The sequence below is a fragment of the Vibrio sp. Makdt genome (assembly GCF_027587015.1).
Taxonomy (GTDB): Bacteria; Pseudomonadota; Gammaproteobacteria; order Enterobacterales; family Vibrionaceae; genus Vibrio; species Vibrio chagasii_B.
Window position 1 is genome coordinate 17,104 of sequence record NZ_JAPPTH010000001.1, and the last position, 24,824, is coordinate 41,927.

The 24,824-nt window shown below is 45.2% G+C and carries 24 protein-coding genes and 1 pseudogene; 10 read left to right on the forward strand and 15 right to left on the reverse strand.

Translation table 11 applies throughout. From position 1 onward, the window contains the following. The first annotated feature begins 195 nt into the window (after positions 1–195). A complete protein-coding gene (locus OH460_RS00080; RefSeq protein ID WP_269993861.1) occupies positions 196–636 on the forward strand; it encodes a PTS sugar transporter subunit IIA in 441 nt (146 codons plus the stop codon). A gap of 13 nt (positions 637–649) precedes the next feature. After that, positions 650–2,077 (forward strand): fructose-specific PTS transporter subunit EIIC, encoded by a 1,428-nt coding sequence (locus tag OH460_RS00085; RefSeq protein WP_269993863.1) that lies wholly within the window; start codon positions 650–652, stop codon positions 2,075–2,077. Between the two features lie 75 nt (positions 2,078–2,152). Here OH460_RS00085 and OH460_RS00090 read toward each other — a convergent pair whose 3' ends face one another. Further along, positions 2,153–2,929 (reverse strand): transporter substrate-binding domain-containing protein, encoded by a 777-nt coding sequence (locus OH460_RS00090; RefSeq protein ID WP_050651339.1) that lies wholly within the window; start codon positions 2,927–2,929, stop codon positions 2,153–2,155. A gap of 124 nt (positions 2,930–3,053) precedes the next feature. On the opposite strand from OH460_RS00090, the gene OH460_RS00095 reads away from it, so the two are divergent. Next, positions 3,054–3,794 carry an amino acid ABC transporter permease gene (locus OH460_RS00095; protein WP_176678858.1) on the forward strand — a complete coding sequence of 247 codons (741 nt, stop codon included), beginning with the start codon at positions 3,054–3,056 and terminating at the stop codon, positions 3,792–3,794. Positions 3,795–3,939: 145 nt separating this feature from the next. Here the strand turns inward: OH460_RS00095 and OH460_RS00100 are convergent, their stop codons facing one another. From OH460_RS00100 to OH460_RS00135, 8 genes are all read right to left on the reverse strand, one after another. Then, positions 3,940–5,070, reverse strand: coding sequence for an ABC transporter ATP-binding protein (locus tag OH460_RS00100; protein ID WP_269993871.1), 1,131 nt, complete (start codon positions 5,068–5,070; stop codon positions 3,940–3,942). A 57-nt stretch (positions 5,071–5,127) separates the two neighbouring features. After that, entirely contained in the window at positions 5,128–5,862 is a 735-nt protein-coding gene (locus OH460_RS00105) for an HAD family hydrolase (protein ID WP_269994671.1), read from the reverse strand. Continuing rightward, positions 5,852–7,321 carry a CehA/McbA family metallohydrolase gene (locus OH460_RS00110; RefSeq protein ID WP_269993873.1) on the reverse strand — a complete coding sequence of 490 codons (1,470 nt, stop codon included), beginning with the start codon at positions 7,319–7,321 and terminating at the stop codon, positions 5,852–5,854. Before OH460_RS00110 ends, OH460_RS00105 begins: the two co-directional genes overlap by 11 nt. 104 nt (positions 7,322–7,425) lie before the next feature. Further along, on the reverse strand, positions 7,426–8,706 hold the full coding sequence (locus tag OH460_RS00115; RefSeq protein ID WP_269993875.1) for an extracellular solute-binding protein: 1,281 nt from the start codon (positions 8,704–8,706) through the stop codon (positions 7,426–7,428). A 6-nt stretch (positions 8,707–8,712) separates the two neighbouring features. Then, positions 8,713–9,660 carry a carbohydrate ABC transporter permease gene (locus OH460_RS00120; RefSeq protein ID WP_269993877.1) on the reverse strand — a complete coding sequence of 316 codons (948 nt, stop codon included), beginning with the start codon at positions 9,658–9,660 and terminating at the stop codon, positions 8,713–8,715. Positions 9,661–9,683: 23 nt separating this feature from the next. After that, the gene (locus OH460_RS00125) at positions 9,684–10,568 is read right to left on the reverse strand and encodes a carbohydrate ABC transporter permease (RefSeq protein WP_017064953.1); all 885 of its coding nucleotides are present in this window, start codon (positions 10,566–10,568) and stop codon (positions 9,684–9,686) included. Positions 10,569–10,652: 84 nt separating this feature from the next. Continuing rightward, positions 10,653–11,555, reverse strand: a complete 903-nt coding sequence (locus OH460_RS00130; RefSeq protein WP_239848877.1) for a LysR substrate-binding domain-containing protein — start codon at positions 11,553–11,555, stop codon at positions 10,653–10,655. 159 nt (positions 11,556–11,714) lie between these two features. Further along, positions 11,715–13,340: an ABC transporter substrate-binding protein gene (locus OH460_RS00135; RefSeq protein WP_269993883.1), complete on the reverse strand. Its 1,626-nt coding sequence runs from the start codon at positions 13,338–13,340 to the stop codon at positions 11,715–11,717. A gap of 144 nt (positions 13,341–13,484) precedes the next feature. Here OH460_RS00135 and mpaA point away from each other — a divergent pair, with 144 nt between their 5' ends. Beyond that, a complete protein-coding gene (gene mpaA / locus OH460_RS00140; protein ID WP_269993885.1) occupies positions 13,485–14,195 on the forward strand; it encodes a murein tripeptide amidase MpaA in 711 nt (236 codons plus the stop codon). A 667-nt stretch (positions 14,196–14,862) separates the two neighbouring features. On the opposite strand, the gene OH460_RS00145 is transcribed toward mpaA, so the two are convergent. Genes OH460_RS00145 through OH460_RS00155 form a run of 3 tightly spaced genes read right to left on the reverse strand, consistent with a single transcriptional unit; the run spans position 14,863 to position 16,087 of the window. Beyond that, entirely contained in the window at positions 14,863–15,360 is a 498-nt protein-coding gene (locus tag OH460_RS00145; RefSeq protein WP_269993887.1) for a DUF4865 family protein, read from the reverse strand. Further along, positions 15,357–15,761, reverse strand: coding sequence for a tautomerase family protein (locus OH460_RS00150; RefSeq protein ID WP_269993889.1), 405 nt, complete (start codon positions 15,759–15,761; stop codon positions 15,357–15,359). Before OH460_RS00150 ends, OH460_RS00145 begins: the two co-directional genes overlap by 4 nt. Next, entirely contained in the window at positions 15,752–16,087 is a 336-nt protein-coding gene (locus OH460_RS00155) for a carboxymuconolactone decarboxylase family protein (RefSeq protein WP_102431748.1), read from the reverse strand. Before OH460_RS00155 ends, OH460_RS00150 begins: the two co-directional genes overlap by 10 nt. Before the next feature lie 106 nt (positions 16,088–16,193). Here OH460_RS00155 and OH460_RS00160 point away from each other — a divergent pair, with 106 nt between their 5' ends. Continuing rightward, complete coding sequence (locus tag OH460_RS00160; RefSeq protein ID WP_269993893.1) at positions 16,194–17,063, forward strand: LysR substrate-binding domain-containing protein; 870 nt, start codon at positions 16,194–16,196, stop codon at positions 17,061–17,063. A gap of 160 nt (positions 17,064–17,223) precedes the next feature. Here the strand turns inward: OH460_RS00160 and OH460_RS00165 are convergent. The 3 genes and pseudogenes from OH460_RS00165 to OH460_RS00175 all read right to left on the reverse strand — a co-directional run. After that, positions 17,224–17,323, reverse strand: a pseudogene (locus tag OH460_RS00165) (QacE family quaternary ammonium compound efflux SMR transporter); the annotation flags it as partial. A gap of 108 nt (positions 17,324–17,431) precedes the next feature. Further along, a complete protein-coding gene (gene pflB / locus OH460_RS00170) occupies positions 17,432–19,729 on the reverse strand; it encodes a formate C-acetyltransferase (RefSeq protein ID WP_269993895.1) in 2,298 nt (765 codons plus the stop codon). Between the two features lie 234 nt (positions 19,730–19,963). Beyond that, entirely contained in the window at positions 19,964–20,308 is a 345-nt protein-coding gene (locus OH460_RS00175; RefSeq protein ID WP_269993897.1) for a DMT family transporter, read from the reverse strand. A 322-nt stretch (positions 20,309–20,630) separates the two neighbouring features. Between OH460_RS00175 and OH460_RS00180 the strand changes: the two genes are divergently transcribed. The 5 genes from OH460_RS00180 (at position 20,631) to OH460_RS00200 (ending at position 24,781) form a co-directional block, all read left to right on the forward strand. Beyond that, positions 20,631–21,779 carry an S-(hydroxymethyl)glutathione dehydrogenase/class III alcohol dehydrogenase gene (locus OH460_RS00180; RefSeq protein ID WP_269993898.1) on the forward strand — a complete coding sequence of 383 codons (1,149 nt, stop codon included), beginning with the start codon at positions 20,631–20,633 and terminating at the stop codon, positions 21,777–21,779. A gap of 167 nt (positions 21,780–21,946) precedes the next feature. Continuing rightward, on the forward strand, positions 21,947–22,786 hold the full coding sequence (fghA, locus tag OH460_RS00185; RefSeq protein WP_269993900.1) for an S-formylglutathione hydrolase: 840 nt from the start codon (positions 21,947–21,949) through the stop codon (positions 22,784–22,786). A gap of 149 nt (positions 22,787–22,935) precedes the next feature. After that, a complete protein-coding gene (locus tag OH460_RS00190; RefSeq protein ID WP_008218062.1) occupies positions 22,936–23,268 on the forward strand; it encodes a DMT family transporter in 333 nt (110 codons plus the stop codon). 186 nt (positions 23,269–23,454) lie between these two features. Beyond that, entirely contained in the window at positions 23,455–23,856 is a 402-nt protein-coding gene (locus OH460_RS00195) for a hypothetical protein (protein WP_239936642.1), read from the forward strand. Positions 23,857–24,043: 187 nt separating this feature from the next. Next, positions 24,044–24,781, forward strand: a complete 738-nt coding sequence (locus tag OH460_RS00200; RefSeq protein ID WP_269993910.1) for an NUDIX hydrolase — start codon at positions 24,044–24,046, stop codon at positions 24,779–24,781. Positions 24,782–24,824: the final 43 nt, after the last annotated feature.

Consider the following 24,824-nt stretch of genomic DNA (forward strand, 5'->3'; position numbering starts at 1 on the left):
TGTTCCTACAGAAAGTTATTTCAACACCGAAATACACCATCAAATATGACCCATCTCACACTGGATGAATGATGCAAATCACACTTAATTTTGCTGGATACAAATGTACAGTGAAGGGCTTTTATTTGCTATTTCGCGAATCGGATTAATCCATTAATTTTAATTCAAGAACTTCAATAGTGAATGAGTTAATAAATGATCACACAACTAACTAACGTCAACTTAATTAATAACAACCTTCAAGCGAATAATAAAAAAGAACTGTTTGAAGAATTGGCAGGCATGTTATTTGAGAACAACCGAATCAGTAATAAAGAAGCCTTCTTGGCAGACATCGAAATTCGTGAATCTCAAAGCATCACCTCAATGGACGGCATCGCTTACCCACACTCAAAAAGCAAGGAGGTAACTGAGCCGGCAATCGCTGTCGGTGTTAAACGAGAAGGCATTGAGTATGGCGATGAAGACGGCATTAATCCAACCGTATTTTTTATGATTGCCTCTCCGGATAACGGTGCTGACCATCATATTTATGTACTACAAGAACTATTTGGAAAATTCAGCGATGAATTTATTCAAGATATCCATAACGCAAAAGATGAACATCAAATCCTTAATATTTTAATTAATTCATAAGGCGTAGACAATTATGAGCACCCTAGCAAACCAAGCTACGAATACCAGTAGCAATTCTAATAACAGAAATAGCAGTAGCGACTATAAAAAACTCCTTAGTACCATGAAAGGCCACCTGCTTTTCGGCACATCACACATGCTACCTTTCATTGTAGCCGGTGGTGTTCTGTTGGCGTTGGCGGTAATGGCATCGGGTAAAGGTGCGGTTCCAGCAGACGGCTTGCTGGCAGACATCTCCAACATCGGTATCAAGGGCCTTGTTCTTTTCCCAATCATTCTTGGCGGCTTTATTGGTTACTCAATTGCGGATAAACCAGCACTAGCACCAGCAATGATCTCTTCTGGCATCATGGCAGACATGGGCGGCGGCTTCCTTGGCTGTATAGTTGCTGGCTTCATCGCAGGTGGCGTGGTTCTTCAACTTAAGAAGATCCCGCTGTCTACCAACATGACAGCACTAGGTGCTTACTTCATCTACCCGCTTGTTGGTACGCTAATCTCTGCAGGTATCGTATTGTGGGGCATCGGTGAACCAATCAAACTGTTCATGGCTTCAATGAACGAGTTCCTAGCGTCAATGGCGGGTGCATCTAAGATGGTTCTTGGCACAATCCTTGGCGGTATGACGGCATTCGATATGGGCGGTCCAATCAACAAAGTAGCAACCCTATTCGCTCAAACTCAAGTAGACACGCAACCATGGCTAATGGGCGGTGTAGGCATCGCGATTTGTACACCACCTCTAGGTATGGCATTAGCGACATTCCTATTCAAAAACAAGTTCTCTAAACAAGAACAAGAAGCGGGTAAAGCAGCCGCAATCATGGGTTCTATCGGTATCTCTGAAGGTGCAATCCCATTCGCGGCAAACGACCCAATGCGCGTTCTTCCTTCAATCGTTGCTGGTGGTATCGTTGGCTGTGTGTTCGGCTTCATGACAGACATCCTACTTCACGCACCGTGGGGCGGCCTAATCACAGCGCCAGTATCAAGCAACATTCCAATGTACGTTGTGGGTATCGCACTAGGCTCTCTAACCACAGCGGTTATCGTTGGCTTCTGGAAACCAGTCGCAGTTGAAACCGAAGAAGAGACGGTTGAAGCAGCGCCAGTACAAGCTCAAACAGCACCTGTAGCAGGCGAAGGCGAGTATGACATCGTAGCTGTAACTTGTTGCCCATCTGGCGTAGCACACACCTTTATGGCAGCGAAAGCACTGGAAAAAGCAGGCTTAGCGGCAGGCCTTAAGATTAAGGTAGAAACACAAGGTCAAAACGGCATTCAAAACCGTATTACCGACCTAGATGTGGCGAACGCGAAACTGGTTATCTTGGCTCACGATATTCAAGTGAAAGACGCTCACCGCTTTGCAAACGCAAACGTGATTGAGTGTTCAACCAAAGAAGCGATGAAGAAAGCCGCAACACTGGTCGTCGCATAACCCAACGTCAAGTTAGCTCCCAACTCTAGAGCCCTACCCCCTAAGGGCTCTATTTTTCTCTTCTCTATGAGCTCGTTACATGCTCTTCAGTCCCCACTTCTCAGCGGTTTGCTTGAAGAAACCTTGCGTCTTTTTCAATTCAACCCAGTGGTTAATGTAGTTAATCCAAACCTGATCATCTTGTGGTAGTAGCATCGCAATTGGAGTTGGTTTACGTGGCTCTTTCACCGGAACTATCGCGAGTTGTTTAAACTTCTCGACTAAGGTTGCAGCCTCTACGTTTGAAGTCACGGAGACATCGGCGCGGCGAGCTAAAAGCTCTTGGAAATCCCGTGCTGGCGCTTCAATCACGATGTGTTGTGCCGATGGGAAAAAGTCCTTCACCATTTTTTCTTGTACTGTGCCGAGCGTGGCGGCAACTTTGATTTCTGCTTTGTCAAAGTCACTCCAATCAGAGAACTTCTCTATGTCTTTCTTTTGCACAACAGGGACGAAAGCCAGATAGAAATAGGGTTGGCTGTACCCCGCGACTTTTGCTCGAGACATGTTGAGCGATGCGCTGCCAGTCACGTCGTATTTGTTGGCTGTGATGCCATTCACCAAGGTTTTCCAGTCTGTTGCGACGTATTCCACTTTAACGCCTAGGTCCTTAGCCAACTCAGTCGTGACATCGATATCAAAGCCGCGGTAGCTATTGGTCGCTGGATCCTTCATTGTCATTGGGTTCCAATCCCCAGTTGTACCAACGCGAAGAACTCCGGCATCGAGTATCTCCTGCAAACGACTTTGTGCATGTGCAATTTGTGTAAAAGCAAGTAAGCACATTCCTAATGCAATTAAGCTTTTCTTCATTTTTTATTCCTTCAAAGAATGCTGATTTCTAAGTGATGAATGTAGATATTCTTCTTAATTATTAACCATTAAACAGATTTGGTTGTTAACATAGCAATAACAAATGGAGTTTTTGGGAGTAAATGTGAACTATCGTCACTTATCGCTAGTTTCTCTGCTGTTTCTGACAGGATGTTCAGACTACCAATGGGGATGGTATGTACTCGACCCGTCGACGGAGCAGGGGCGAACTAACATTCAGTTTTTGATGGCTGGTTTTAGCGAGACTATTCAGGTTTCGTTGCTAAGCATGTTTTTTGCTATGGCTCTGGGTCTATTGGTCGCCTTTCCAGCGCTTTCTAGTTCTCCAATACTCAGGGGGATTAATCGACTTTACGTAGAGGTGATGCGTTCTATCCCTGTATTGGTATTGCTATTGTGGGTGTATTACGGAATGCCGACATTACTCGATGTCTCTTTGAACCACTTCTGGGCAGGGGTAATCGCATTGACCATTGCCGAGAGCGCCTTTATGGCAGAAGTGTTCCGTGGGGGGATTCAAGCGATTAATCGTGGCCAACATGAAGCGGCCAAATCCTTGGGATTAACCTATTGGCAAAAAATGCGATTCGTTATCCTACCGCAGGCATTCCGTCAGATACTGCCGCCCTTGGGCAATCAGTTTGTTTATATCCTCAAGATGAGTTCGCTAGTGAGTGTGATTGGTTTGAGTGATTTAACAAGACGAGCAAATGAGCTGGTGGTGAACGAATATTTACCTTTAGAGATCTATACGTTTCTGGTTTTGGAGTACCTTGTTCTTATTTTGGTCGTATCACAAGCGGTTCGTTGGCTAGAAAAAAGAATTGCGATTCCGAGCCATTAAATGGTTCTAACCCTCAAGAGTGTTTAGCTATCTCCAACAAAAAAGCCTCGGGTACAGTCCCGAGCTCCTGTTGATACTCCTCCTAAGAAAAATCCCCACTCATCTGAGCGGGGATTTCTTTATTATGACTCTTCGACACATCAACTTATTCAGTCAGTGCTTCTTCTGTCTCTAAATCAAACAGGTGACACTGTGAAGTGTTGAAGTGAAGCATTGTCTCTTCGCCACTGTTTGCCGTGCGATCTGCATCGAAAGGTACGCGAGCCACCAGCTTATCAGCACCTAATTTGAAGTAGAGATACAGCTCATTGCCCATCGACTCAACCACATCAAGCCTGTGCGTTTGGGTATTCACCTCAGACAACGGCGCATCGTGATTAGCCAGTTGAATGTGCTCAGGACGAACACCGAACCACACCCACTCGCCCATCTTTTCACGAGCGATAATCTGCTTGTCTTGTGGCAGCATCCAACGAGTACCACTTTCAGAAACCACGTTCATCACACCATCAATCTCATCCAATCTCACCTTGAGAAGATTCATCGCTGGCGAACCAATAAAGCCTGCGACAAACTTGTTTGCTGGGTATTGATAAAGGTTCATTGGCGTATCGACCTGCATGATCTCACCTTGATTCAATACACAGATGCGATCGCCAAGGGTCATGGCTTCCACCTGATCGTGTGTCACGTAGATCATGGTGGCGTTCTGCCCTTCTTGCTTCAGGTTGTTATGTAGCTGCGCAATGCTGACTCGTGTTGAAACACGCAACTTTGCATCCAAGTTAGATAAAGGCTCATCAAACAAGAACACATCTGGCTTACGAACCATCGCACGACCAAGCGCCACACGCTGCCTTTGACCACCCGACATTTCACCCGGCTTATTATTTAGCAGGTGTTCGATATCGAGAGTCTTGGCTGCATCTTCAATACGCTCATTGATTTCATGCTTTGGTAGCTTCTGTTGTTTCAGGCCAAAAGCCATGTTTTCGTACACCGACATGTGCGGATAAAGCGCGTAGTTCTGAAACACCATCGAGATACCACGATCTTTAGGTGGCAATTCGTTTACACGCTTATCGCCAATGTAGACATCGCCTTCTGAGATATCTTCAAGGCCTGCGATCATACGAAGTGTGGTGGATTTTGCACAGCCAGACGGCCCAACAAACACCATGAATTCACCTTCGCGAATATTCAGATCGACACCGTGCACGGCCTTAAAACCATTTGGGTAGGTTTTTTCTACCCCTCTCAGTGTGACTTCAGCCATAACCTGTCCTTAAATCAATTCGTTAAATACTATCTTTGCAATCTGTCGTGAAACGTTTTAGCCACGTTCTTGCAGTTGATTGAGCTCAAAGTGGGCAACCGATGCGATGACCAGATCCGCCACAGGCTCTAACTCGCTGTGTTGTGCTGTGCCCGTCAGAACACCGACATTGATTGCGCCTGCGTTACGGCCAAACTCCATATCCGAAACCGTGTCCCCAAACATGATCACTTCGTGTGGCTCAATCCCGCACTGTTCGCAGAAGGCATTGAGCAGTGCTGGCGCTGGTTTAGGTTCGATATCGCCATCGGAATAACCAACATAATCGAACATCTCGCTCAAACCCGATTGCTCTAGTGTGTAGATCGTTGAGTCTTTGGTATCCGCTGTAGCGATGCCTAAAATCATGCCTTGTTGCTTGAACAGACCCAGCTTTTCGGTCACACCCGGTAGGGCTTCAATCCAACTTGGGTTCTCTTCCACTTCGTCATTGAAAGCGGCTTTGGTTACCTTAGTGAACTCAGCGAGTGAGACATTAGGTTGCAGCATGTTGAACCACGCTGTCGCGGTATCTTCCACTGGGTTTGAGGCTAATAGTCCATAGTTATCAACCACATCACCTTCCACGCCGATGGCCAAGAGTAACTCAGCAGGTGTGACAGTTTGATTACCTTGGTGCTGGTCACTGTAAGATTTCACACGCTCACAAGCACCACGAGAAACGTTAAGCCACATCTTGTGGAACTCTAACAATGTGCCGTCTTTATCAAATAACATCGCCTTAAACTTCATCACGGCTCATTCGCTCCATTAGTTCTCCCCAAGTACGCACTAGGGGTTGGTTAAATTCTGGTTGTTTGCCGTCGAATACGGCATTGATGCAGCCTTCAAACTCACGTTCGTCAGATGCAGGTTGAGTGCTGCTCATTAATGCTGAATAAAGCGCTCCGCGACGAATATCGACTCGGCACCAACGGTAGCCTTCATCAATATGGATACTTTGCAGCTCATCATTCAAAGTGATTCGATCGACAATCTCGCCATCCACCACGCACTCCGCGTAGTAAGGGTTTTCTGAGTCAGAGACAGCAATTCGGTATGTAAGCGCTTGTCCTTGAGAATCGTTGCCCGGTAACAAGTCCCCTAAGTTGATATCAAACTTCAAGCCGCAACGGCGCTCTAGGTAAACTTGCCCATTACGCAGACCAGACAAGATACCTTCGCCACTCAAACCATGGCTGTAAACGAAGGTGGATGGGTCGCCATAGATGGAAGGCTCATCCGATTTAGGATTGCGCTCATGCGGCTCAAGGTGTGAATCACTGCCGCCAATCGCGGTAATACGCTGACCACAATTCCACATTTCATTAAGAACCAATAACGCCTCTTCGGTCGCTTTTGGTGAAGTTGACCAAGTAGGGTCACAACACACTTCAAAGGTAGACACTTGGCTTAGATCCACTTGATCGTAATGCCAGTGCCACGGCTTCATCATTGGGTGATTAATGCCAAGAGAGCTGTGTCCGCTTTTGGCTAAATTCAATCCTGCTTCCATGGTCGCTTGGCTGCTGTGTTCAACGTCTCTAAGGTCCAAAGACTTAACCGGACCATGCACATTGAAGTGCCCGAGATCGGTTGTGACTTCTAACGCAGGTAAGAACAAGCACTGCTTTGATACTGGCAATTTAGGCTGGCAGATGTTGTGCTCTGTAAAGAAGAAAAAATCGAGCCCTTGTGATTCCACAATGTCTTTAGCCGCCGCTAAGGTATTGTGACCATCAGAAAGCTGAGTGTGAGCGTGTAAGTCACCACGATACCAACGAGAATCAGAACTCAGCATGTGGCTGTAATCAAACTCGCTATCGTGATCACTTGTCACCGTTGGGTTCAGTTCTAACTCAACATCGTTATTAACTAACTCATCAGAGCTAAGTACATCGACTTGATACTGCATCGCACGCTCGGTGCGAAACTCACCTTCAAGGTTATAAAGCTCTAAGAACCACTCGCCAGATGGAATCACGCCATCAATCGCGCCTAGGCCTGAGTTTTTCGGTTGGATAGTGAGTGACTTGTGCGCCTTTTCAAATAGCACTTTGCCACGAAATGCTTGGTTGGCATCATACGCCGCTGCGTACAAGAATCCTTTTGTCACCGTTGTGCCGATAATCGTTACGCTGTGAGAACCTGCTGGCACATCAAAGGGGATACGTACTCTGCCAAACGGCAGCTCACCTTGAAATTGGGTCATTGTCTTCACCAAGTTCGTCCTAATTGAAGGACTGGGTCAAAAAGAGGCCCACCCGAATAGATGGGCCTTGATGCATGCAAAGATAGTTTTGTTATCTTTACGGATTAAGAACGATTCGCTCGGTCTAGTGCACGTTGCGCTTTCTTAGCCGCTTGTTTTAGCGCTTTGTCAGCAGGCACGTTTTGGATTTGAATCTGATCCGCAGCCACCTTAAGAGCATCCATGATCTTACCGTTGGTAGGATCTAGGAAATCTTTGGTCGCCGTGTTCGCTTGCTTCAAAGGGATCAGAGCTTGTGGGTTATCTTTAGTGAACGCTTGGTATTCTGGAACTTCAGAAACACTGTTGCGCACTGGGATGTAACCTGTGAACATTGACCAAGCTGCCGTGTTTTTCGCGTTGGTGTAGAACTCAACAAACTCAAATGCACCTTTCGCCGCTGCGTCGTCTGTGCCTTTTGGCATTACGTAAACCAGCGCACCCGCTTGTGGTGCCGAAGGATTTGAGCCCCAACCCGGTTGTGTGGTTGCTGAAAGCTTAGTGAAGTCCAAGTCACCTTGATCACCCGATGAACCGGTGTAGCCTAGTGCGTTGTCTTTCATCACATCATCAATGGTTTTGTACCAGTATTCCCAGCCTTGACCACCGTAGTGAATACGCATGATTTGATCATCGTGGATCCACTTACGGAAGCTGTCCCACACCTCAACCCACTCAGGAGAGTCAATCAGCACTTTCTTACCGTCATCACTGATGATCTTAGCGCCGTTAGAGAATGCCGCGTCAATCATGTTGTCTTGACCCCACATTGGTTCCCAGCCGTAGAAGGTCACGTTACCTTTCTCGTCACGCTGTGTAACTTTCTCTGCGACCTTAGCCACACCTTGCCATGTGTTTAGGTCTTGCTCGGTAAAGCCGTTATCTGCCAACACCTGCTTGTTGTAGTAGAACACTTGAGTTGTACCGTAAGCAGGTAGGCCGATGATGGTGCCATCGTCTGCTGTCACTTGGTCTTTAAACGCGCCAATGAAATCAGAGAAGTTGAACTCTTCATCCATAAACGGCGTTAGGTCACGGCTCAAACCACGCCCATGCATCGCTTCCGCACGGCCTGAATCTAGCAGCACAAGTTCAGGTGCAGTTCTAGACGCTAGGCCTGCTTGCAGCTTCTGGTAGGTTTCTGTGTAGTTACCTTGCAATGCTGGCTTCACCACATACTCATCTTGGCTCGCATTGAACTCTTCGATGAGCTTAGTCATCATTTGCTGTGGCTTAGTACCACCGGAATACCAAAAGTTAACTTCGGTTGCGGCAAGAACACTGCTAGAGAACATAGACGCGCTTGCTGCGCCAGCACACACTAGTGCGAGAGTTTTTAATTTCATTTCCGTTTACTCTTTTACGCCGTTATCGGCGATACCTGAAAGAATCGTCTTTTGACAAATGACGAATAGAATTAACAAAGGCAAGACTGCAATGGTGCTCGCCGCCATGATTTGCGACCAGTTCAACCCATAGTTACCTTCGGCAATAAAGTAGTGACGAATACCAGTAGCGATCAGATTTAAATCCTGAGTTGTTATCACTAGGCTCGGCCACATGTAGCTGTTGTAATTGGTAATAAAAGTGATGAGGAACAGTGTTGCGACTGCTGCTCGGCATTGCGGTAAGATGATTGCCCATAAGATCTTGAGCTCACCTGCACCATCAATTCGTGCCGCTTCAATCAGCGACGGGTGCACCTTGATAAACACTTGGCGTAGATAGAACACACCGAAAACCGACGCCGCGTTCGACGCGACTAAGCCCATGTGAGAATCCAACAAACCCAGTTTTGCCAAGGTGATATAAGACGGAATGTAAGTCACTGCGCCCGGCAGCATGTAACAACCCATCACGATGAAATAGAGCACGGTCTTCGAACGAAACTTCAGCTGAGTCAACGCATAAGCAAACATCGCTGAGTTCACAATCACCAATAGGGTCGTGAACAAAGCCACGCTAAAGCTGTTGAAGATGTACAAACCAAACGGCGCGCTGTGAAAGGTTTCGACAAAGGTTTCCCAGCGGAACTGCTCTGGAATCAAGTCCAGTGGGTTAGCAAAGATCTCATCGTTGCTTTTCAGTGAACCAGACAGCATCCATAAGAACGGAAACACCATTATGGTTCCGCAGGTTGCCAAGAACAGGTGCTTCGCCAGTGCGATAAACGAGCGGCGATCCACTGAAGCTTTCTTTGACACAACCTCTGATTTAGTCGCTTTGGTTTGGGCTCTAACTTTGGTTTTCGCTGCGCTCTGATTTAATACTTGATTGGCATCCAATACTTGCGTGGTCATAAATCTGTCCTTTCAAAAATCGACTAGTAGTACACCCAGCGCTTGCCGATGTAGGTATTAATAAGTGCCAGCAATCCAGTAATCAGGAATATCACTAACGATGTCGCGGCCGCAGGTCCCATTTCGTAACGTTCGAACGCCTGTTGGTAGAACAAGTACAGCAAGGTACGTGTCTCACCACCCGGCCCGCCTTGCGTCAGGATCTGGAACTGATCGAACGCCTGCATTGCCGTAATAATGTTGACCACCACCAAGAAGAATGTGGTTGGGGAAATCAGTGGCAGCGTTATCTTCAAAAAGCGCGTTAAGCTGCTGCAACCATCAATCAAAGACGCCTCATACAGTGACTCTGGAATCTTGTTAAGCGCACTGATGTAGAACAGCATCGTCCAACCAATCGCCTGCCACACCGTCACGATAATCACCGCAATCAAGGCTGTGTTTCCGTTTTCTAACCATGGAATCGCGCTAAACCCTGCCGACTCCAATAAGTGGTTTGCCAAGCCCGACTTGGTCTCGAATACCCAAGACCACACAATCGACACCGCGACTGTGGGTGTGATCCAAGGGGAGAAGATCACCGCACGGTAAAATTGGCTGCCCTTGAAGTTTTTGTGCAGCAACATGGCAAACACAAGGCCAAGAATGATGGTTGGAATCACCACACCAACAGAGAACCAAAACGTGTTGAGCATCGCTTGGATGAACTCGTAGTCCTCAACCATGTACTCGTAATTTTCTAAACCGATGAACGAATAATCTGGCGAGATGTAATCCCAATCGGTGAAGCTGATGTAAATCGAATAACCAAATGGTACGAGCCAAAAAGTAAACAGTGGCACCAACAACGGTGCAGTAAATAGCAGTACCTTTAAGCGGTTTTTCATTGGTTCTGAGAAAGCACTCATGGTGACCTCGTCCTTATTTGTATGCGGTTAAATTAAGGGGTTTGTGTGACAGGTTAGTAAGAGCGCCCTTCATTTTTTTTATGGCTATCCATTAGAAAATCTTTCTTCCAGTTCACCGTCTTCCATCTGGTGATAAAGCCAATCACAGAAAAAGTTCACTTTGGCACTACGTCGGTGTTTGGTAATCAAATAATGGGCAGATTCAGCAGGCATCGAGGATTCCGTCGCCAAAACAAGATCGTTTTTCTCTAACAACTCAGACACCGCAAGCGAACGCACCAACAACACGCCAATGCCATGTTTGACCGCCTCTAAAGCGTGCAGAGAGTTACTCACTTCAAGTAGCACCTTCGGTAAAGTCATCTCGAATTGGTTGTGACTCAGCCATTGCAACCAGTTCTCTCGATAGCCTTTTACTTGCACGGTCGGCAGAGCAGAAAAATCATGTTCAACCAAGGAGTCTTGATATTGTTTTTTAAATTCTGGGCTACACACCAACTGCCAATGTTCTTGAAACAGTCGCTCACTATGAGTGTCTTCGCTTTCAACCTTGCCGTTGGTCAATTCGATATCGACATTCTGACAAGGGTTGGTTGATGGCCAGTCCACCAGCTGAATATCGAGCCTGATAAAAGGGTATTTTTGATAAAAAGACGGCAGGCGAGGTAACAGCCAGTTATGGCAAAAGGTGTGATTAACGCGCAGGCTCAACACGTCGGTTTCTTTTTCCCCGAACAGGATTTGAGTCTGTAATTTCAGGTGTGCTAATGAACCCGCAACAATCGGTTGATAATGCTGGGCAGCCGACGTCAGCTTTACGCCTTTGGAGCTGCGTTCAAACAGTGTGGTATCGAGAAAGGTTTCTAAACTTTTAAGCTGCTGACTCACCGCAGCTTGCGTAACACAAAGCTCTCGCGCAGCTGCGCCAATAGAACCGAGGCGGGCAACAGCTTCGAACGCAACAAGGGCACGTAGAGGGGGTAACATGGCTTCACCTGATTGAAATAAAAGTGAAAAATACTTCAGTCAGGTTTCAGTTTTTTGCGCTTACCGTTACAGATTAATGACGAAGGGACGTTAATCAGATATTTATGATCAACGTCCCTTTTCTCTATTTCAGGCTTTTTTGATATGTCAGAAGATCAATTACTCTTTGATGTAGAGATCCTTAGAGTAGATACGCCCTTCAACGTTGTTCTTCGCAAAACCACCAACACTTGGTCGCACTAAGCGAGCCTGCATGTAGTAGTAAATTGGCGCGATAGGCATGTCTTCTGCCAACAACTGTTCAGCTTGATCATAGAAACCTTGGCGGTCTTGTTCACTGGTTGCGGCCAATGCGCTGTCCATCGCTGCGTCGTACTTGTCATTGCTGTAGCGAGCAAAGTTACCCGAAGAACCAGAACGCAACAGGCTCAAGAAGGTTGATGCTTCGTTGTAATCACCACACCAAGAGGCGCGCATTACATCAAAATCACCTTGGCGACGAGAGACCAAGTAAGACTTCCACTCTTGGTTTTCCAGTTCAACTTGTGCACCTAGGTTACCTTTCAGCATTGACGCAATCGCCACTGCAATCGACTTATTCGACTCACTGGTGTTGTAAAGCAGTTTGAAGTCCAACGGATTAGACGCATCGTAGCCCGCTTCTTTCAATAGCTCCTTAGCCTTTTGGTCGCGCTCCTTCTGAGTCCAAGTACTATATTCAGGTTGTGTCGCATCAAAACCAGCCGTGTACTCGTGAGCAAAGGTATAAGCCGGTAAGTTGCCCACCTGAGTAACACCATTGGTGATGACGTCACGCATCATAGAATACGACACGGCTTTACGTACTCGCGCATCATCAAAAGGTGGTCGTGTGGTATTGAATGCGTAGTAGTAAGTGCACAGCAAAGGCACGGCGGTAAACGCATCTTGGTATTTGGTTTTTAGCTGCTGCGCCATATGTGTAGGCACATCTGAAGTGATATCGACCTCGCCCACCGCATAACGGTTAATCGAGGCATTCTGATTCTCAAACGGAATGTAAGTCACTTCAGTTAAATGCGTATCTGAACTGTCCCAGTATTTCGGGTTCTTCTTCAATTCAATGCGCTCGTTCACCACCCATTCGTCTAGCACAAACGCGCCGTTACCGATAAATTGCTTAGGGTCGCTCCACGGCTTGTCGCTACTTTCTAGGGCTGATTTATGCACTGGCATCATGGATGTGTGACCTGTCATTGCTACAAAGTAAGGCACTTTACTATCGAGTTCGAACTTAACCGTGTGTTTATCAACAGCCGACACGCCTAGCTCTTCAATCGGCTTCTTACCTTCTGCCACATCAGCAATATTGTTGATTTTGGTGAGCTTTAGATACCAAACATTCGGCGATGCCGTTTTAGGGTCTACCGCTCGTCTTATCGCATACACGAAATCATCGGCCGTCACCGGATCGCCATTCGACCATTGCGCGTCTTTACGCAGGTGGAATACAAAGGTCTGGTTGTCTTCGGTTTCCCAAGATTCCGCTACACCGGGGGTGATATTGCCATCGCGATCTTGAATCACTAAACCTTCAAACAGGTCACGTAGAATGTGCATTTCTGGCAGGCCTTCTGCTTTCGCAGGATCAAGTGTCGCAGCTTCCGCATCATTCGCACGCACTAAGTGTTGCTCTTTCGCCAGAGAAGTTCCCGCAGGCAATGTGTCAGCAACGGCAGTTACTGAGATAAAAGGGGTCAATAGAGATGAAATGAGTAAAGCCGTTGAATGTTTCTTAAAATCCATATGTTTTTGCTCTCCTAGCCTATCTTTGAAGCAAGTAATAAAATTAACAATGCGACTGTTGACGAGTTTTAACGCTTTAGTTTATTTAAGTAAGTTTGTGTAATCGTTAATACTTGATAGTACTTGATCAATCAGGAGATAAAGGTGAGTTTAATTCCAAGAACGGAAAGAGCTGCATTTTCAATAAAGCCGCTACCATATGGAAAATCGGTATTGGGCGCACCCTTGCTCTACTTCCCCGCGCAAGTAGAAAGCGAATCTCGAGGTCTCATCATAGCAGGCACACACGGTGATGAAACCGCATCTATCGCAGGTTTGTCTTGTGCGCTAAGAAGCCTGCCAGCCGCCAACTTACGACACGATGTGATTCTGTCGATGAACCCAGATGGCAATCAACTAGGCACTCGCGCTAACGCTAACCAAGTCGATCTAAACCGCGCCTTTCCGACTCAAAACTGGACAGAAGACGGCACCGTTTATCGCTGGAGTTCCCATACACCAGTCAGAGATGTAAAAGTGAAAACGGGACAAGCCGACCAGGTGGAACCGGAAGTGCAATCACTCATTAACCTTATCGAGCTGCGCAAACCCAAGTTCGTCATCTCTTTCCACGAACCACTCGCCATGGTCGACGACCCAACCCAATCAGAACTTGCCAATTGGTTAGGCAAGCAGTTCAACCTACCGCTCGTCGAAGACGTGGACTACGAAACCCCAGGCTCATTCGGCACCTGGTGCCAAGAAAGAAACCTACCGTGTATTACCGTAGAACTGCCACCAGTTTCTGCAGATCTGACTATCGAACAGTATTTAGATGCGTTTGTGGCTGTGTTGGGGTGTGAGAAGGTTGGTTAGACAAACTCGTTTTTGGACAGAAGCGAGTCAGTTACTTTTCTAATTTAGCTGCCCATGGATAACTTTTTGTATCACAAAACGCAACCAGGTACCGCTTAACGCAGTACCTGAGATGGAAGGAAGTGGGCAAAAGTATTTTACCACTTGCCGTAAATGAGCAGTTCACTGATGACAACAATAATCGAAAGTCGCTCAATTTGATGTCTCAATACAGCAGACAGTTTAGCTACATAATTTTCGAGTGGTGCACTGTTGATTGAAACCAGCGTATGAAGAAAAAGCCTTTTTATAAGCTGTAACTAGCTAGCGATTCCGATCTGGAGTAAAAAGTAAAACTAAGTTCAAAAGTAGAAATGCTAAAGATAATAAAAATAAAACAATGTTATCTGCATACATATCTAATCCGGCTAAGGATAATCCGCCTGGAATGATGGACATGACACCTAATAGACTTCTCCATTGCCATTTAATGAGAAAGTGAACCAGAGTGGCAATTACAGTCAGAATAAAAATCATCATTTACTACTTTTAATGCGTACCTTTACTTGGGTTTATTCGTACATTCAGCAATTTATAAAATCTTCTTGGTGACGAGCTTTTGGACAAAAGTGTGTTTTGGCTTAGGTCAAAACACACTTAATTATGTTAGTGAACCTAATGCATCTCATTACTCAATATTATTTTGACCATGAGCAACATACCCCATAGAGTAAACTTCACCGCTACTATCATCAATACCTTCTGAGCTACTCAACCACGTTAAACCGAGCGTTTCCCACGAGATATAATCTAAGCCGTGTACATCTGTATGTTGGTTGACTTTATTATGAACACACGCAAGAGAATGGTGCGAATCAGGAACGTTTGGCTCGTCGTCAACGAACCAAATATCAACCTTTGGGCGACCGAATTGTTCGCAAAGAGCTTTGAATCCATCACTTTGGAGAAATAAGACCATTGCGTGATGATCTCTCCAAACATAAAACGGGGCGTAGCTATTCATCTGATTTTCATAACTTTTCGCGTCTTTACGCGAATAAAGATAGGCTTTAAAAATTAACCCTGGGAACCCGTCTAATAAGTGACCTTTTTCCTTGATACGAGCTTCTATTTTTTCCATAGGATAATCAGACGGGAGAACGATTTTATATTGCATTGCTATCATTGTATTATCTCCATTTCATCTTTCCATGACTGACCAGAGGAAAAAGACCAGTCTTCTGGGCCATTGAATTGAACAATGACCATGATATCTTCTTTACGAATGGGGGTTTGGGCCTGAAGTTGCTCACACAACGCTTTGTACAAGGCTCGCTTTTGTTCATGGTCACGTGATTTTCCAGCGAATATGTGAAATAAAATTCCAGATTCACTACGACTTTGAGCCAGATTTGGATAATTCGAATTAAAAACCTTTTGCTGTGGGGCATGAATGTCGAATATTTGAAAACAGTCTCCATTCGGTACTGCAAAATAAGCTTCTAAACATTGCTGGAGAATGTATGAGATTTGATGCTTATATTTTTCAAATAACTCATTACCTATAGAAATTCGTGTCATTGGCATTTGTCATTCCTCTTGTGGTCCATCTCATCTAACCGCTCAAGTGCAGAAGCCGTTACAGGCCAACCTGCATAAAAAGCAAGATGAGTCATTGTTGCACTCAGTTCTTTTACTGTCAGCCCGTTGCTGAATGCCCGAGCTAAATGACCCGGTAGTTGTTCCACACGATTTAAGACCACTAACGCGGTGATGGTTATCAGACTTCTATCACGAGTGCTCAGACTCTCATCACGCCATATCTGTCCAAATAAGATATCTTCCGTAACTTTATGAAATTGTGGAGCAATTTCAGCAAACAGTTTCATTAAGTATTGCTCTTTTGTATCCATATATTTCCCCTGTTTTTTCGTCTACTGGAAAAGAATAAGTTGATTTTTTAATATAAAAAATCAAAACTATTTTGATATACAGTTTTGATTTTCAGGATGGTTGAACATGCGGAGTCTGGATTTAGATGCCTTACGATGTTTTGTCTTAGGAATTGAGTTAGGCAGCTTTGCAGCTGCAGCTGAACGACTTAATCGTTCACCCTCTGCGGCCAGTGCCCAGTTAAAAAAGCTCGAACAGCAGTGCCACACGTCATTAGTGACCAAAATCGGCCGCCATCTAGAGCCGACTGAAGCAGGTGAAATTATTCTGGCTTATGCCCGTCGCATGCTTCAGTTAAATGACGAAGCTTTAAACCAGTTAGTGGAAAATTCATTGACGGGGAAAGTGGTTTTTGGCTTACAAGAAGATTTTAGTGACGTACTATTGCCTCAGTTGCTAGGTATATTCTCTCGCTCACATCCAAATTTACAATTGCAATCCATTGTTGGGCGCCATCAGGAGTTGATGGATGGCATTCAATCTGGTGAGTTAGACTTTTCATTGGGCTGGAGAGGTGAAAAATCGGCGCCATATAGTGAACTTCTGGCAGAATTACCACTGTACTGGTATGGGCCATCAAATAAATATCTTAAAGAATCCATTAATATTTCTAAACCTGTACCACTAGTCATGCTTGATGGTTCTTGCATTATCAGACAACAAGCCATAGCAGCATTAGATCGCGAGGGGATTCCATGGAAAATTACCTTTGTTGGCCGAAGTCTGAGTAACTTATGGAGCGCTGTTGATGCTGGCTTAGGAGTTACGGTTCGCTCTTCTTTCAGTCACCCAGATACTATTAGTAAGTTGGATGGTTTGCCGGTCCTTGGAAAACTTAGGTTGTGCCTCGATCGTAATCAATATAAGTTAGAAAAAGTACAGGAACAATTGTATGACGAATTAAAACAACAGCTTACACTCTATATCAAAAAGTAAAGTGATTGAATTGCTGACAGAATTGTGGACATAAAAGTCCACACTATGAGCAAGCCTGGGTCAGATCTAATGATTAGGTAAACTAATCTAAAATCACATTAATTCGATGTGAATGAGTATTTGCTCTAACAAGCTTTGGGGCAAAAACGAGCTAGATACCCTAATGACTAACCGACGTCGAAAACAAATTAATAATCACCACACCTGCCAGAATCAAAGCAATGCCTATATCGGTTTTGCCCGAAGACCAACCAAGACAACTACTTGACGCCCAACAACATCATTACGCTATATTCGACGCACAAAAAGCGCGAGAGACTGATGTCATTCTCGCGCTTTTTTAGAACCGTATAACTCGAAGTTTTCGGTTAGATCTTAGCAGTAAACGTACGACTAATTACATCTTGTTGCTGCTCACGTGTTAGTGAGTTGAATCGCACAGCGTAACCCGATACTCGGATGGTTAACTGTGGGTACTTTTCAGGATGTTCGACGGCATCCAACAACATGTCACGGTTAAGCACATTCACGTTAAGATGTTGCCCACCCTCAACACGAATCGAACCTGCACTTTCCTCGTGGTGGAAGTAACCATCCATTAGTGCTGCCAGGTTCACTTTTTGGCTTAGGTCATCTTTACCTAGTGCATTTGGTACGATTGAGAAGGTGTAAGAAATACCATCTTTAGCGTATTCGAACGGCAGTTTGGCAACTGAAGACAGTGACGCCACCGCACCTTTCTCATCACGACCATGCATTGGGTTTGCACCTGGACCAAATGGCATACCAGCACGGCGACCATCCGGCGTGTTACCGGTTTTTTTACCATATACAACGTTTGAAGTAATGGTAAGAATAGACTGCGTTGGAACGGCCTCACGATAGGTATTCATTTTCTGAATTTTCTTCATAAAACGTTCAACCAAATCGCAAGCAATATCATCAACACGTGAATCGTTGTTGCCGAATTTCGGATATTCGCCGTCAATTTCAAAGTCGACTGCAATACCATCTTCGTTACGCACAGGTGTTACCTTCGCGTATTTAATAGCCGCTAGTGAGTCAGCAACAACCGATAACCCTGCAATGCCACAAGCCATTGTACGATGAACATCGCGATCCATTAATGCCATTAATGATGCTTCATAACTGTAACGGTCATGCGAGTAATGGATCACGTTCAATGCAGTGACGTATTGCGTTGCAAGCCAATCCATCATGTCATCAAAGCGAGGCATTATGCGGTCAAAATCGAGAACTTCATCTTCGATACGAGCAACTTGAGGACCAACCTGCATGTTAGATTTTTCATCAACACCACCGTTAATGGTGTAAAGCAACGCTTTAGCAAGGTTTGCACGAGCACCAAAGAACTGCATATGTTGGCCAACCACTTGCGGGCTCACACAACACGCAATCGCGTAATCGTCGTTATCAAAATCCGCACGCATTAGATCGTCGTTCTCATACTGAAGTGATGAGGTTTCGATAGACACTTTAGCCGCGTATTGTTTAAACGCGATAGGCAGTTGTTCAGACCATAGAACCGTCATATTCGGCTCTGGTGCTGGGCCCATCGTGTGCAATGTGTGCAAGTAGCGGAAAGTCGTTTTGCTAACAAGAGTACGACCATCAACGCCCATACCAGCCATTGCTTCTGTTGCCCAAATTGGGTCGCCAGAGAACAATGAATCGTATTCAGGAGTGCGTAAGAAACGAACCATACGAAGCTTCATGATGAAATGGTCAATCAACTCTTGCGCTTGTTTTTCATCAATCAGACCAAGTTTAAGGTCACGCTCAATGTAAACATCTAAGAAAGTTGATGTACGGCCTAGTGACATCGCTGCGCCATTTTGAGACTTAACCGCAGCTAAGTAGCCAAAATAGGTAAACTGGATTGCTTGTTGTGCAGTACGAGCAGGAGAAGACATATCAATGCCGTACTTCAAACCCATTTCTCGCATTTCATCAAGGGCACGAATTTGATCAGTAAGCTCTTCACGTAGGCGCAATGTCTTATCTAAATCCCCCCCTGTTTCAAGCATTTTCTGAGTCGATTTTAACTGCTCATTTTTGTCTGATTTTAGGAAGTCGATACCGTACAAAGCAAGACGACGATAATCGCCAATGATACGTCCACGACCATAAGCATCTGGCAGACCAGTAATAATCCCAGAACGGCGACATGCTTTAATTTCGTCAGTATAAAGATCGAACGCTACTTGGTTATGCGTTTTGCGGTACTCAGTGAAGATCTTTTCTATTTGTGGTTCTAATTCACGACCGTACACCTCGCACGACGTTTTCACCATCCGAATACCACCGTTAGCGATAATGCCGCGTTTCAGTGGTTTATCGGTTTGTAGACCCACGATTTTTTCGAGGTTTTTTGCAATGTAACCTGCATCATGTGAAGTGATAGTAGAAACGATATCAGTATCAAAATCGACCGGGGCATGAGTGCGGCTTTCTTCTTTAATACCCTCTAGCACAGATTCCCATAGCTGTGTCGTCGAATCCGACACGTCCGCAAGGAAAGATTCATCACCTTCATAAGGGGTGTAGTTTCGCTGAATAAAATCACGTGTATTAACGGATGTTTGCCACTCGCCAGCTTGAAATCCCGCCCAAGCTTCCATCATATCGGTTGTCGGAATAGTCATAATGACCTCCTAAGTTATTGATAAGCAGATAATATTGATGATTATTTATAATCATTGGTTTCTGCTGGCTATACTAAACCGACCAATCTATGAGTAAAGTGAGCTGTTTTCATGAAATGTATGCATGAAATGCATTTATTAAAATTACTATATTATATTCAATACCTTAAGTTGAATATTAACAATTTCTAGTATTCCAATTCGTTTGTTGTTTTAGAAGTAGGGAATTGTCTCTTAATGACTCACCGAACTCGAAAACAAGTTGATAATCACCACACCTGCCAGAATCAAAGCAATGCCGATGACTGCGTAGATATCGAGTTTTTGTCCGTAGACCAGCCAAGACAAAGCTGCGACTAGCACGATCCCTGCCCCACACCAAATCGCATACGCCACACCCAAAGACATGGTTTGCACTGTGAGAGACAACAGATAAAAAGCGCAACCGTAGCCAACTAGTACAGCGACAGTGGCAGGTAAAGAAGTAAACTGCTGCGTTTTAGGTAATAGAGAAGTGGCGACAACTTCGAGCACAATGGCAAGCGATAGCATTACAGGAGGTGGGAGAGAGAAAAGCATGTTCAAACCTACAACTAGAAAATAGGCGGCAAGCTTATGCTCTATTTATTTCCAGCAAATGTCCCTTCTACTTAGTTACTGTTTAGAGTCTCGATAGATTCTCTTAGCAACACCTTTCCTTTCACTCCCCCTTCAAACCCCATTAATTATTACAAATGCGTAATAATCATTTTCTATTTAAGGGGATTATCAAAACCTGTAGCCGCACATATACTAGCTCCAACAAAACGAGAGAGCGGAAACAATTAAGCTCGACTACGCTTAACGGGTTGAACTTAATTGCAAAGTTATCCGCTGTACTGACATATAAAGGAAGCATCCAATGACTATCGAAATCAAACTTGGTCAAACTCATATCCAATCCAAAGCTATGGTTGCTTGGAAAGCGGGCGAGCCACTAAAGCGTGAAACGGTTGACGTTGAACTGCCAAAGGCTGGTGAAGTACTTGTTCGTATCGTTGCTACTGGTGTTTGTCACACTGACGCATTCACATTATCAGGTGACGATCCAGAAGGTATCTTCCCTTCTATCCTTGGTCATGAAGGTGGCGGTATCGTTGAAATGGTTGGCGAAGGCGTAACAAGCGTTGAAGTTGGCGACCACGTTATCCCACTTTACACAGCTGAGTGTGGCGAATGTAAATTCTGTAAGTCTGGTAAAACTAACCTTTGTCAAGCGGTTCGTGAAACTCAAGGTAAAGGCCTAATGCCAGATGGCACAAGCCGTTTCTCTATCAACGGTGAGACAATCTTCCACTACATGGGTTGTTCGACTTTCTCTGAGTACACAGTACTTCCAGAAATTTCACTAGCGAAAGTAAGTAAAGAAGCACCACTTGAAGAAGTTTGTCTTCTAGGTTGTGGCGTTACAACTGGTATGGGCGCGGTACTGAACACAGCTAAAGTTGAAAAAGGCGACAACGTTGCTGTATTTGGCCTTGGTGGTATCGGTCTTTCTGCAATCATTGGTGCTCGCATGGCTGGTGCTGACCGCATCATCGGTGTTGACATCAACGAAAGCAAATTCGAGCTAGCGAAACAACTTGGCGCGACTGACTGCATCAACCCAATGAACTACGACAAGCCAATCCAAGACGTTATCGTTGAGATGACAGACGGTGGTGTTGAGTACTCTTTCGAATGTATTGGTAACGTAAACGTGATGCGTCAAGCGCTTGAATGTTGTCACAAAGGTTGGGGCGAATCTGTAATCATCGGTGTTGCAGGCGCAGGTCAAGAGATCTCAACTCGTCCATTCCAACTAGTAACAGGTCGTGTATGGCGTGGTTCTGCTTTCGGTGGTGTTAAAGGCCGCTCTGAGCTTCCAGAAATCGTAAACCGTTACATGGCGGGTGAGTTTGGTCTTCAAGAGTTCATCACTCACACAATGAGCCTTGACGAAGTAAACGACGCATTCGACCTAATGCACAAAGGCGAGTCTATCCGTACTGTTTTACACATGGACAGATAATTCTCCTTGGTCTCGGCACCTAACTGTCGAGACCACAGTTCTGACTTAAACGTCAGAGCGAAACTGTCTTCACCACCTCCTGCCCGGTGGGTGGTGAAACCTCTAGCTTAAGCTATAGAAAACAAATACATAAATTCCGAAACCATCAACCTAACGGAGCACAATAAATGACAATCGAAAACATTAGCCAAGCAAAGGTTGCTGGTGGTTGGCACAAACAATACACCCACTTTTCTGCAACGCTTGACTGCGATATGCGTTTCGCGATTTTCTTGCCACCCAATGCAAGCAAAGAAAACCCAGTTCCTGTTTTATATTGGTTATCAGGCTTAACCTGTACCGATGAAAACTTTATGCAAAAAGCCGGCGCATTTGAAGCTGCGGCTGAGCAAGGCATCGCTATTGTTGCACCAGATACAAGCCCACGTGGTGAGAACGTTGCTGACAATGAAAGCTACGACTTAGGCCAAGGTGCAGGCTTCTACGTGAATGCTACTCAAGCGCCATGGGACAGCCATTACCACATGTACGATTACGTGGTAACAGAGCTTCCTGCACTGATTGAGTCTTTCTTCCCTGTGACATCAGTGAAATCAATTTCTGGTCACAGCATGGGCGGACACGGTGCCCTTACGATTGGTATCAAGAACGAAGATAGCTACCGTTCTATCTCTGCGTTCAGCCCAATCAGTAACCCAATGCAATGTCCTTGGGGCCAAAAAGCATTTAACCAATATCTAGGCTTAGATATTGAAGAGTGGAAGCAGTACGACGCCTCTGAGCTTCTAAAAACCAAAGGCACTAAACTGCCAATGTTGGTTGACCAAGGCGAAGCGGATAACTTCCTAATTGAACAACTGAAACCTGAACAGTTAGTTGAAGCCGCTAAAGTAACCAATGCTGATTTAGAGCTACGTATGCAGCCTGGTTACGACCACAGCTACTACTTCATCTCTAGCTTTATTGATGAGCACATTGAGTTCCACGCAGCTTACCTAAACAAGTAGTCACACCTATTTAGCCTGCACCTTGCAAAAGCGTGAGGTGCGGGCTTTTTTGTGCCTGCTGTTTGGCTGCAACTATCTTAAACAACGATTAACACTTTTAAACTCCAACGCTATACCAACATAAACAATACAAAGATAAAGGTACGAATATGAGCTGGTTTTTCTTGATGATGGGCGTAATGGCTGAAGCACTTTCTCACGTTGCACTTAAAGCCACTGACGGGTTTAGTTTGTCTAAGCCAGTTCCCGCATTGCTGGTGATCTCAGGGCACTTGGCAGCATTTCTATTCTTAAGCCAAGCGATGAAGGGAATGCCAGTTGGTGTGGTGCACTCTCTATGGGCTGGATTAGCCATTTTGACAGTGAGCTTAATCTCGACCTTCGTTTACAGCCAACATCTGGACACTAAAGTTTGGATTGGCATGGGGCTTGTTGCCGCAGGCGTCATGTTGATCAACCTATCACAAGGCCACGCTCATTAATTGAACTATGAGTTGTCGTAAGGGGCTTACCCGTTCAGATTTACAAGCCACAAATTATGAACAGTGAGTCAATTTGTTCAAATTTCCTAACAGAGTGGTGCCGCCTTCACTTATTCATACTCTTACAATCAACAAATCAAACCTGTTACCATAGCGCCTTCAACATCACCTATTTTGAAGGTTGCTATGAAAGCAATTAAGACTCTTTTCTTCCTGATGGTTTTGGCTTGCGGCCTGTTTACCGCTTGGTTGTTTATTCCAATCCCCGCGACGATGGACAAGCAAACGCTCGATACTCCATTAACGGAACCGTTCAAGCTTGTGGCGTATCGCAGCAACCCAAATGACGCGAGCAAGCCATTTACTTATCACTACTACGTGATATCCGATGCCGTTGGTGTCGATGACATGGACCCGTTTTTGATTACGACCGATCAGTTTGTGAAGCTTGGTGACTTCGATGAAAACACATTCAAGTTAACGGTAAACGGCAAGATAGAGAGCTACACCAACGATTTGTGGATTGAAAAATCTGACGGTAAGCTTCAACACTGGTATGTCAGCGTTGATGCGAACTACGTTCGTTAGAGTCGAACTCAAATAACTCCAACTTTAAAACTGCGCTCTGGTTTCCAAGCGCAGTTTTTGTTTCTTACCTACCGCTTTCCCCAGCAATCTGCATGTCACCGGCTTTTCGGGTGTCATAACCTCTACATCTGTTATAAGCTCCCTCTATAAAAGGCTCTCAATAAATCAAAACAACAAAGGACCAACCGTGGAATTTACGCTCGACAAATTTAACGGCATCATCATCGACCCGCTGACAGCACCACACGATGCCGACTCATTCCACGCTGAGCTCAGCGAAATCACCGAGTTTTCAAAGCAAAATAACAAAGGCATTATCTGGATCAGTTTACCTATTTCACTGTCGCATCTTATCCCAGTAGCAACTGAACTCGGCTTTGTGTTCCACAACTGTTTAGAAGACGAGATAACGCTGATCCACAAATCCGAGATCGTCGAATTTGTACCTTTCATCCCTACCCATACTTTGGGTGCTGGCGCATTGATCACCAATGAGCATAACCAAGTGCTGATGATCAAAGAGCACGGTATGAAGGGCTACAAACTACCTGGCGGTCACATTGAACTTGGCGAGGGTATTGAAGAGTCTGTGGTTCGAGAGACAATGGAAGAGACAGGCATAGAAGCCACGTTCGTTTCAGTGGTTGGCATGGCAACGCGCCACCCATATCAATTTGGTAAATCGAACCTCTACTTTGTTTGCCACCTCGTTGCTCAAACTCAAGAGATTGAGATTCAAGACACGGATGAAATTGCAGAAGCTAAATGGGTGGATGTGGAAGAGTTCATCAACAACGCTGAGAACTACCCTTTCAACCGTCAGATGGTCGCTTCTTTGGTCGGCAAACAAGGTTTGCAGCTGACTCAACTCGAAGGCAATTCAGGTCCAACTCATAAGCCAGAAATTTTCTTTTCGAAGCACTAATGCTTAGTCGCCCAATGATTGAAAACAAAAAAGCCAAGTGGTT

Coding starts and splice junctions, on each gene's coding strand:
- OH460_RS00080 (WP_269993861.1), top strand. CDS start 196: ATGATCACACAACTAACTAACGTCAACTTAATTAATAACAACCTTCAA.
- OH460_RS00085 (WP_269993863.1), top strand. CDS start 650: ATGAGCACCCTAGCAAACCAAGCTACGAATACCAGTAGCAATTCTAAT.
- OH460_RS00090 (WP_050651339.1), bottom strand. CDS start 2,929: ATGAAGAAAAGCTTAATTGCATTAGGAATGTGCTTACTTGCTTTTACA.
- OH460_RS00100 (WP_269993871.1), bottom strand. CDS start 5,070: ATGGCTGAAGTCACACTGAGAGGGGTAGAAAAAACCTACCCAAATGGT.
- OH460_RS00105 (WP_269994671.1), bottom strand. CDS start 5,862: ATGAAGTTTAAGGCGATGTTATTTGATAAAGACGGCACATTGTTAGAG.
- OH460_RS00110 (WP_269993873.1), bottom strand. CDS start 7,321: ATGACCCAATTTCAAGGTGAGCTGCCGTTTGGCAGAGTACGTATCCCC.
- OH460_RS00115 (WP_269993875.1), bottom strand. CDS start 8,706: ATGAAATTAAAAACTCTCGCACTAGTGTGTGCTGGCGCAGCAAGCGCG.
- OH460_RS00120 (WP_269993877.1), bottom strand. CDS start 9,660: ATGACCACGCAAGTATTGGATGCCAATCAAGTATTAAATCAGAGCGCA.
- OH460_RS00125 (WP_017064953.1), bottom strand. CDS start 10,568: ATGAGTGCTTTCTCAGAACCAATGAAAAACCGCTTAAAGGTACTGCTA.
- OH460_RS00130 (WP_239848877.1), bottom strand. CDS start 11,555: ATGTTACCCCCTCTACGTGCCCTTGTTGCGTTCGAAGCTGTTGCCCGC.
- OH460_RS00135 (WP_269993883.1), bottom strand. CDS start 13,340: ATGGATTTTAAGAAACATTCAACGGCTTTACTCATTTCATCTCTATTG.
- OH460_RS00145 (WP_269993887.1), bottom strand. CDS start 15,360: ATGATAGCAATGCAATATAAAATCGTTCTCCCGTCTGATTATCCTATG.
- OH460_RS00150 (WP_269993889.1), bottom strand. CDS start 15,761: ATGCCAATGACACGAATTTCTATAGGTAATGAGTTATTTGAAAAATAT.
- OH460_RS00155 (WP_102431748.1), bottom strand. CDS start 16,087: ATGGATACAAAAGAGCAATACTTAATGAAACTGTTTGCTGAAATTGCT.
- OH460_RS00160 (WP_269993893.1), top strand. CDS start 16,194: ATGCGGAGTCTGGATTTAGATGCCTTACGATGTTTTGTCTTAGGAATT.
- pflB (WP_269993895.1), bottom strand. CDS start 19,729: ATGACTATTCCGACAACCGATATGATGGAAGCTTGGGCGGGATTTCAA.
- OH460_RS00175 (WP_269993897.1), bottom strand. CDS start 20,308: ATGCTTTTCTCTCTCCCACCTCCTGTAATGCTATCGCTTGCCATTGTG.
- OH460_RS00180 (WP_269993898.1), top strand. CDS start 20,631: ATGACTATCGAAATCAAACTTGGTCAAACTCATATCCAATCCAAAGCT.
- fghA (WP_269993900.1), top strand. CDS start 21,947: ATGACAATCGAAAACATTAGCCAAGCAAAGGTTGCTGGTGGTTGGCAC.
- OH460_RS00190 (WP_008218062.1), top strand. CDS start 22,936: ATGAGCTGGTTTTTCTTGATGATGGGCGTAATGGCTGAAGCACTTTCT.
- OH460_RS00195 (WP_239936642.1), top strand. CDS start 23,455: ATGAAAGCAATTAAGACTCTTTTCTTCCTGATGGTTTTGGCTTGCGGC.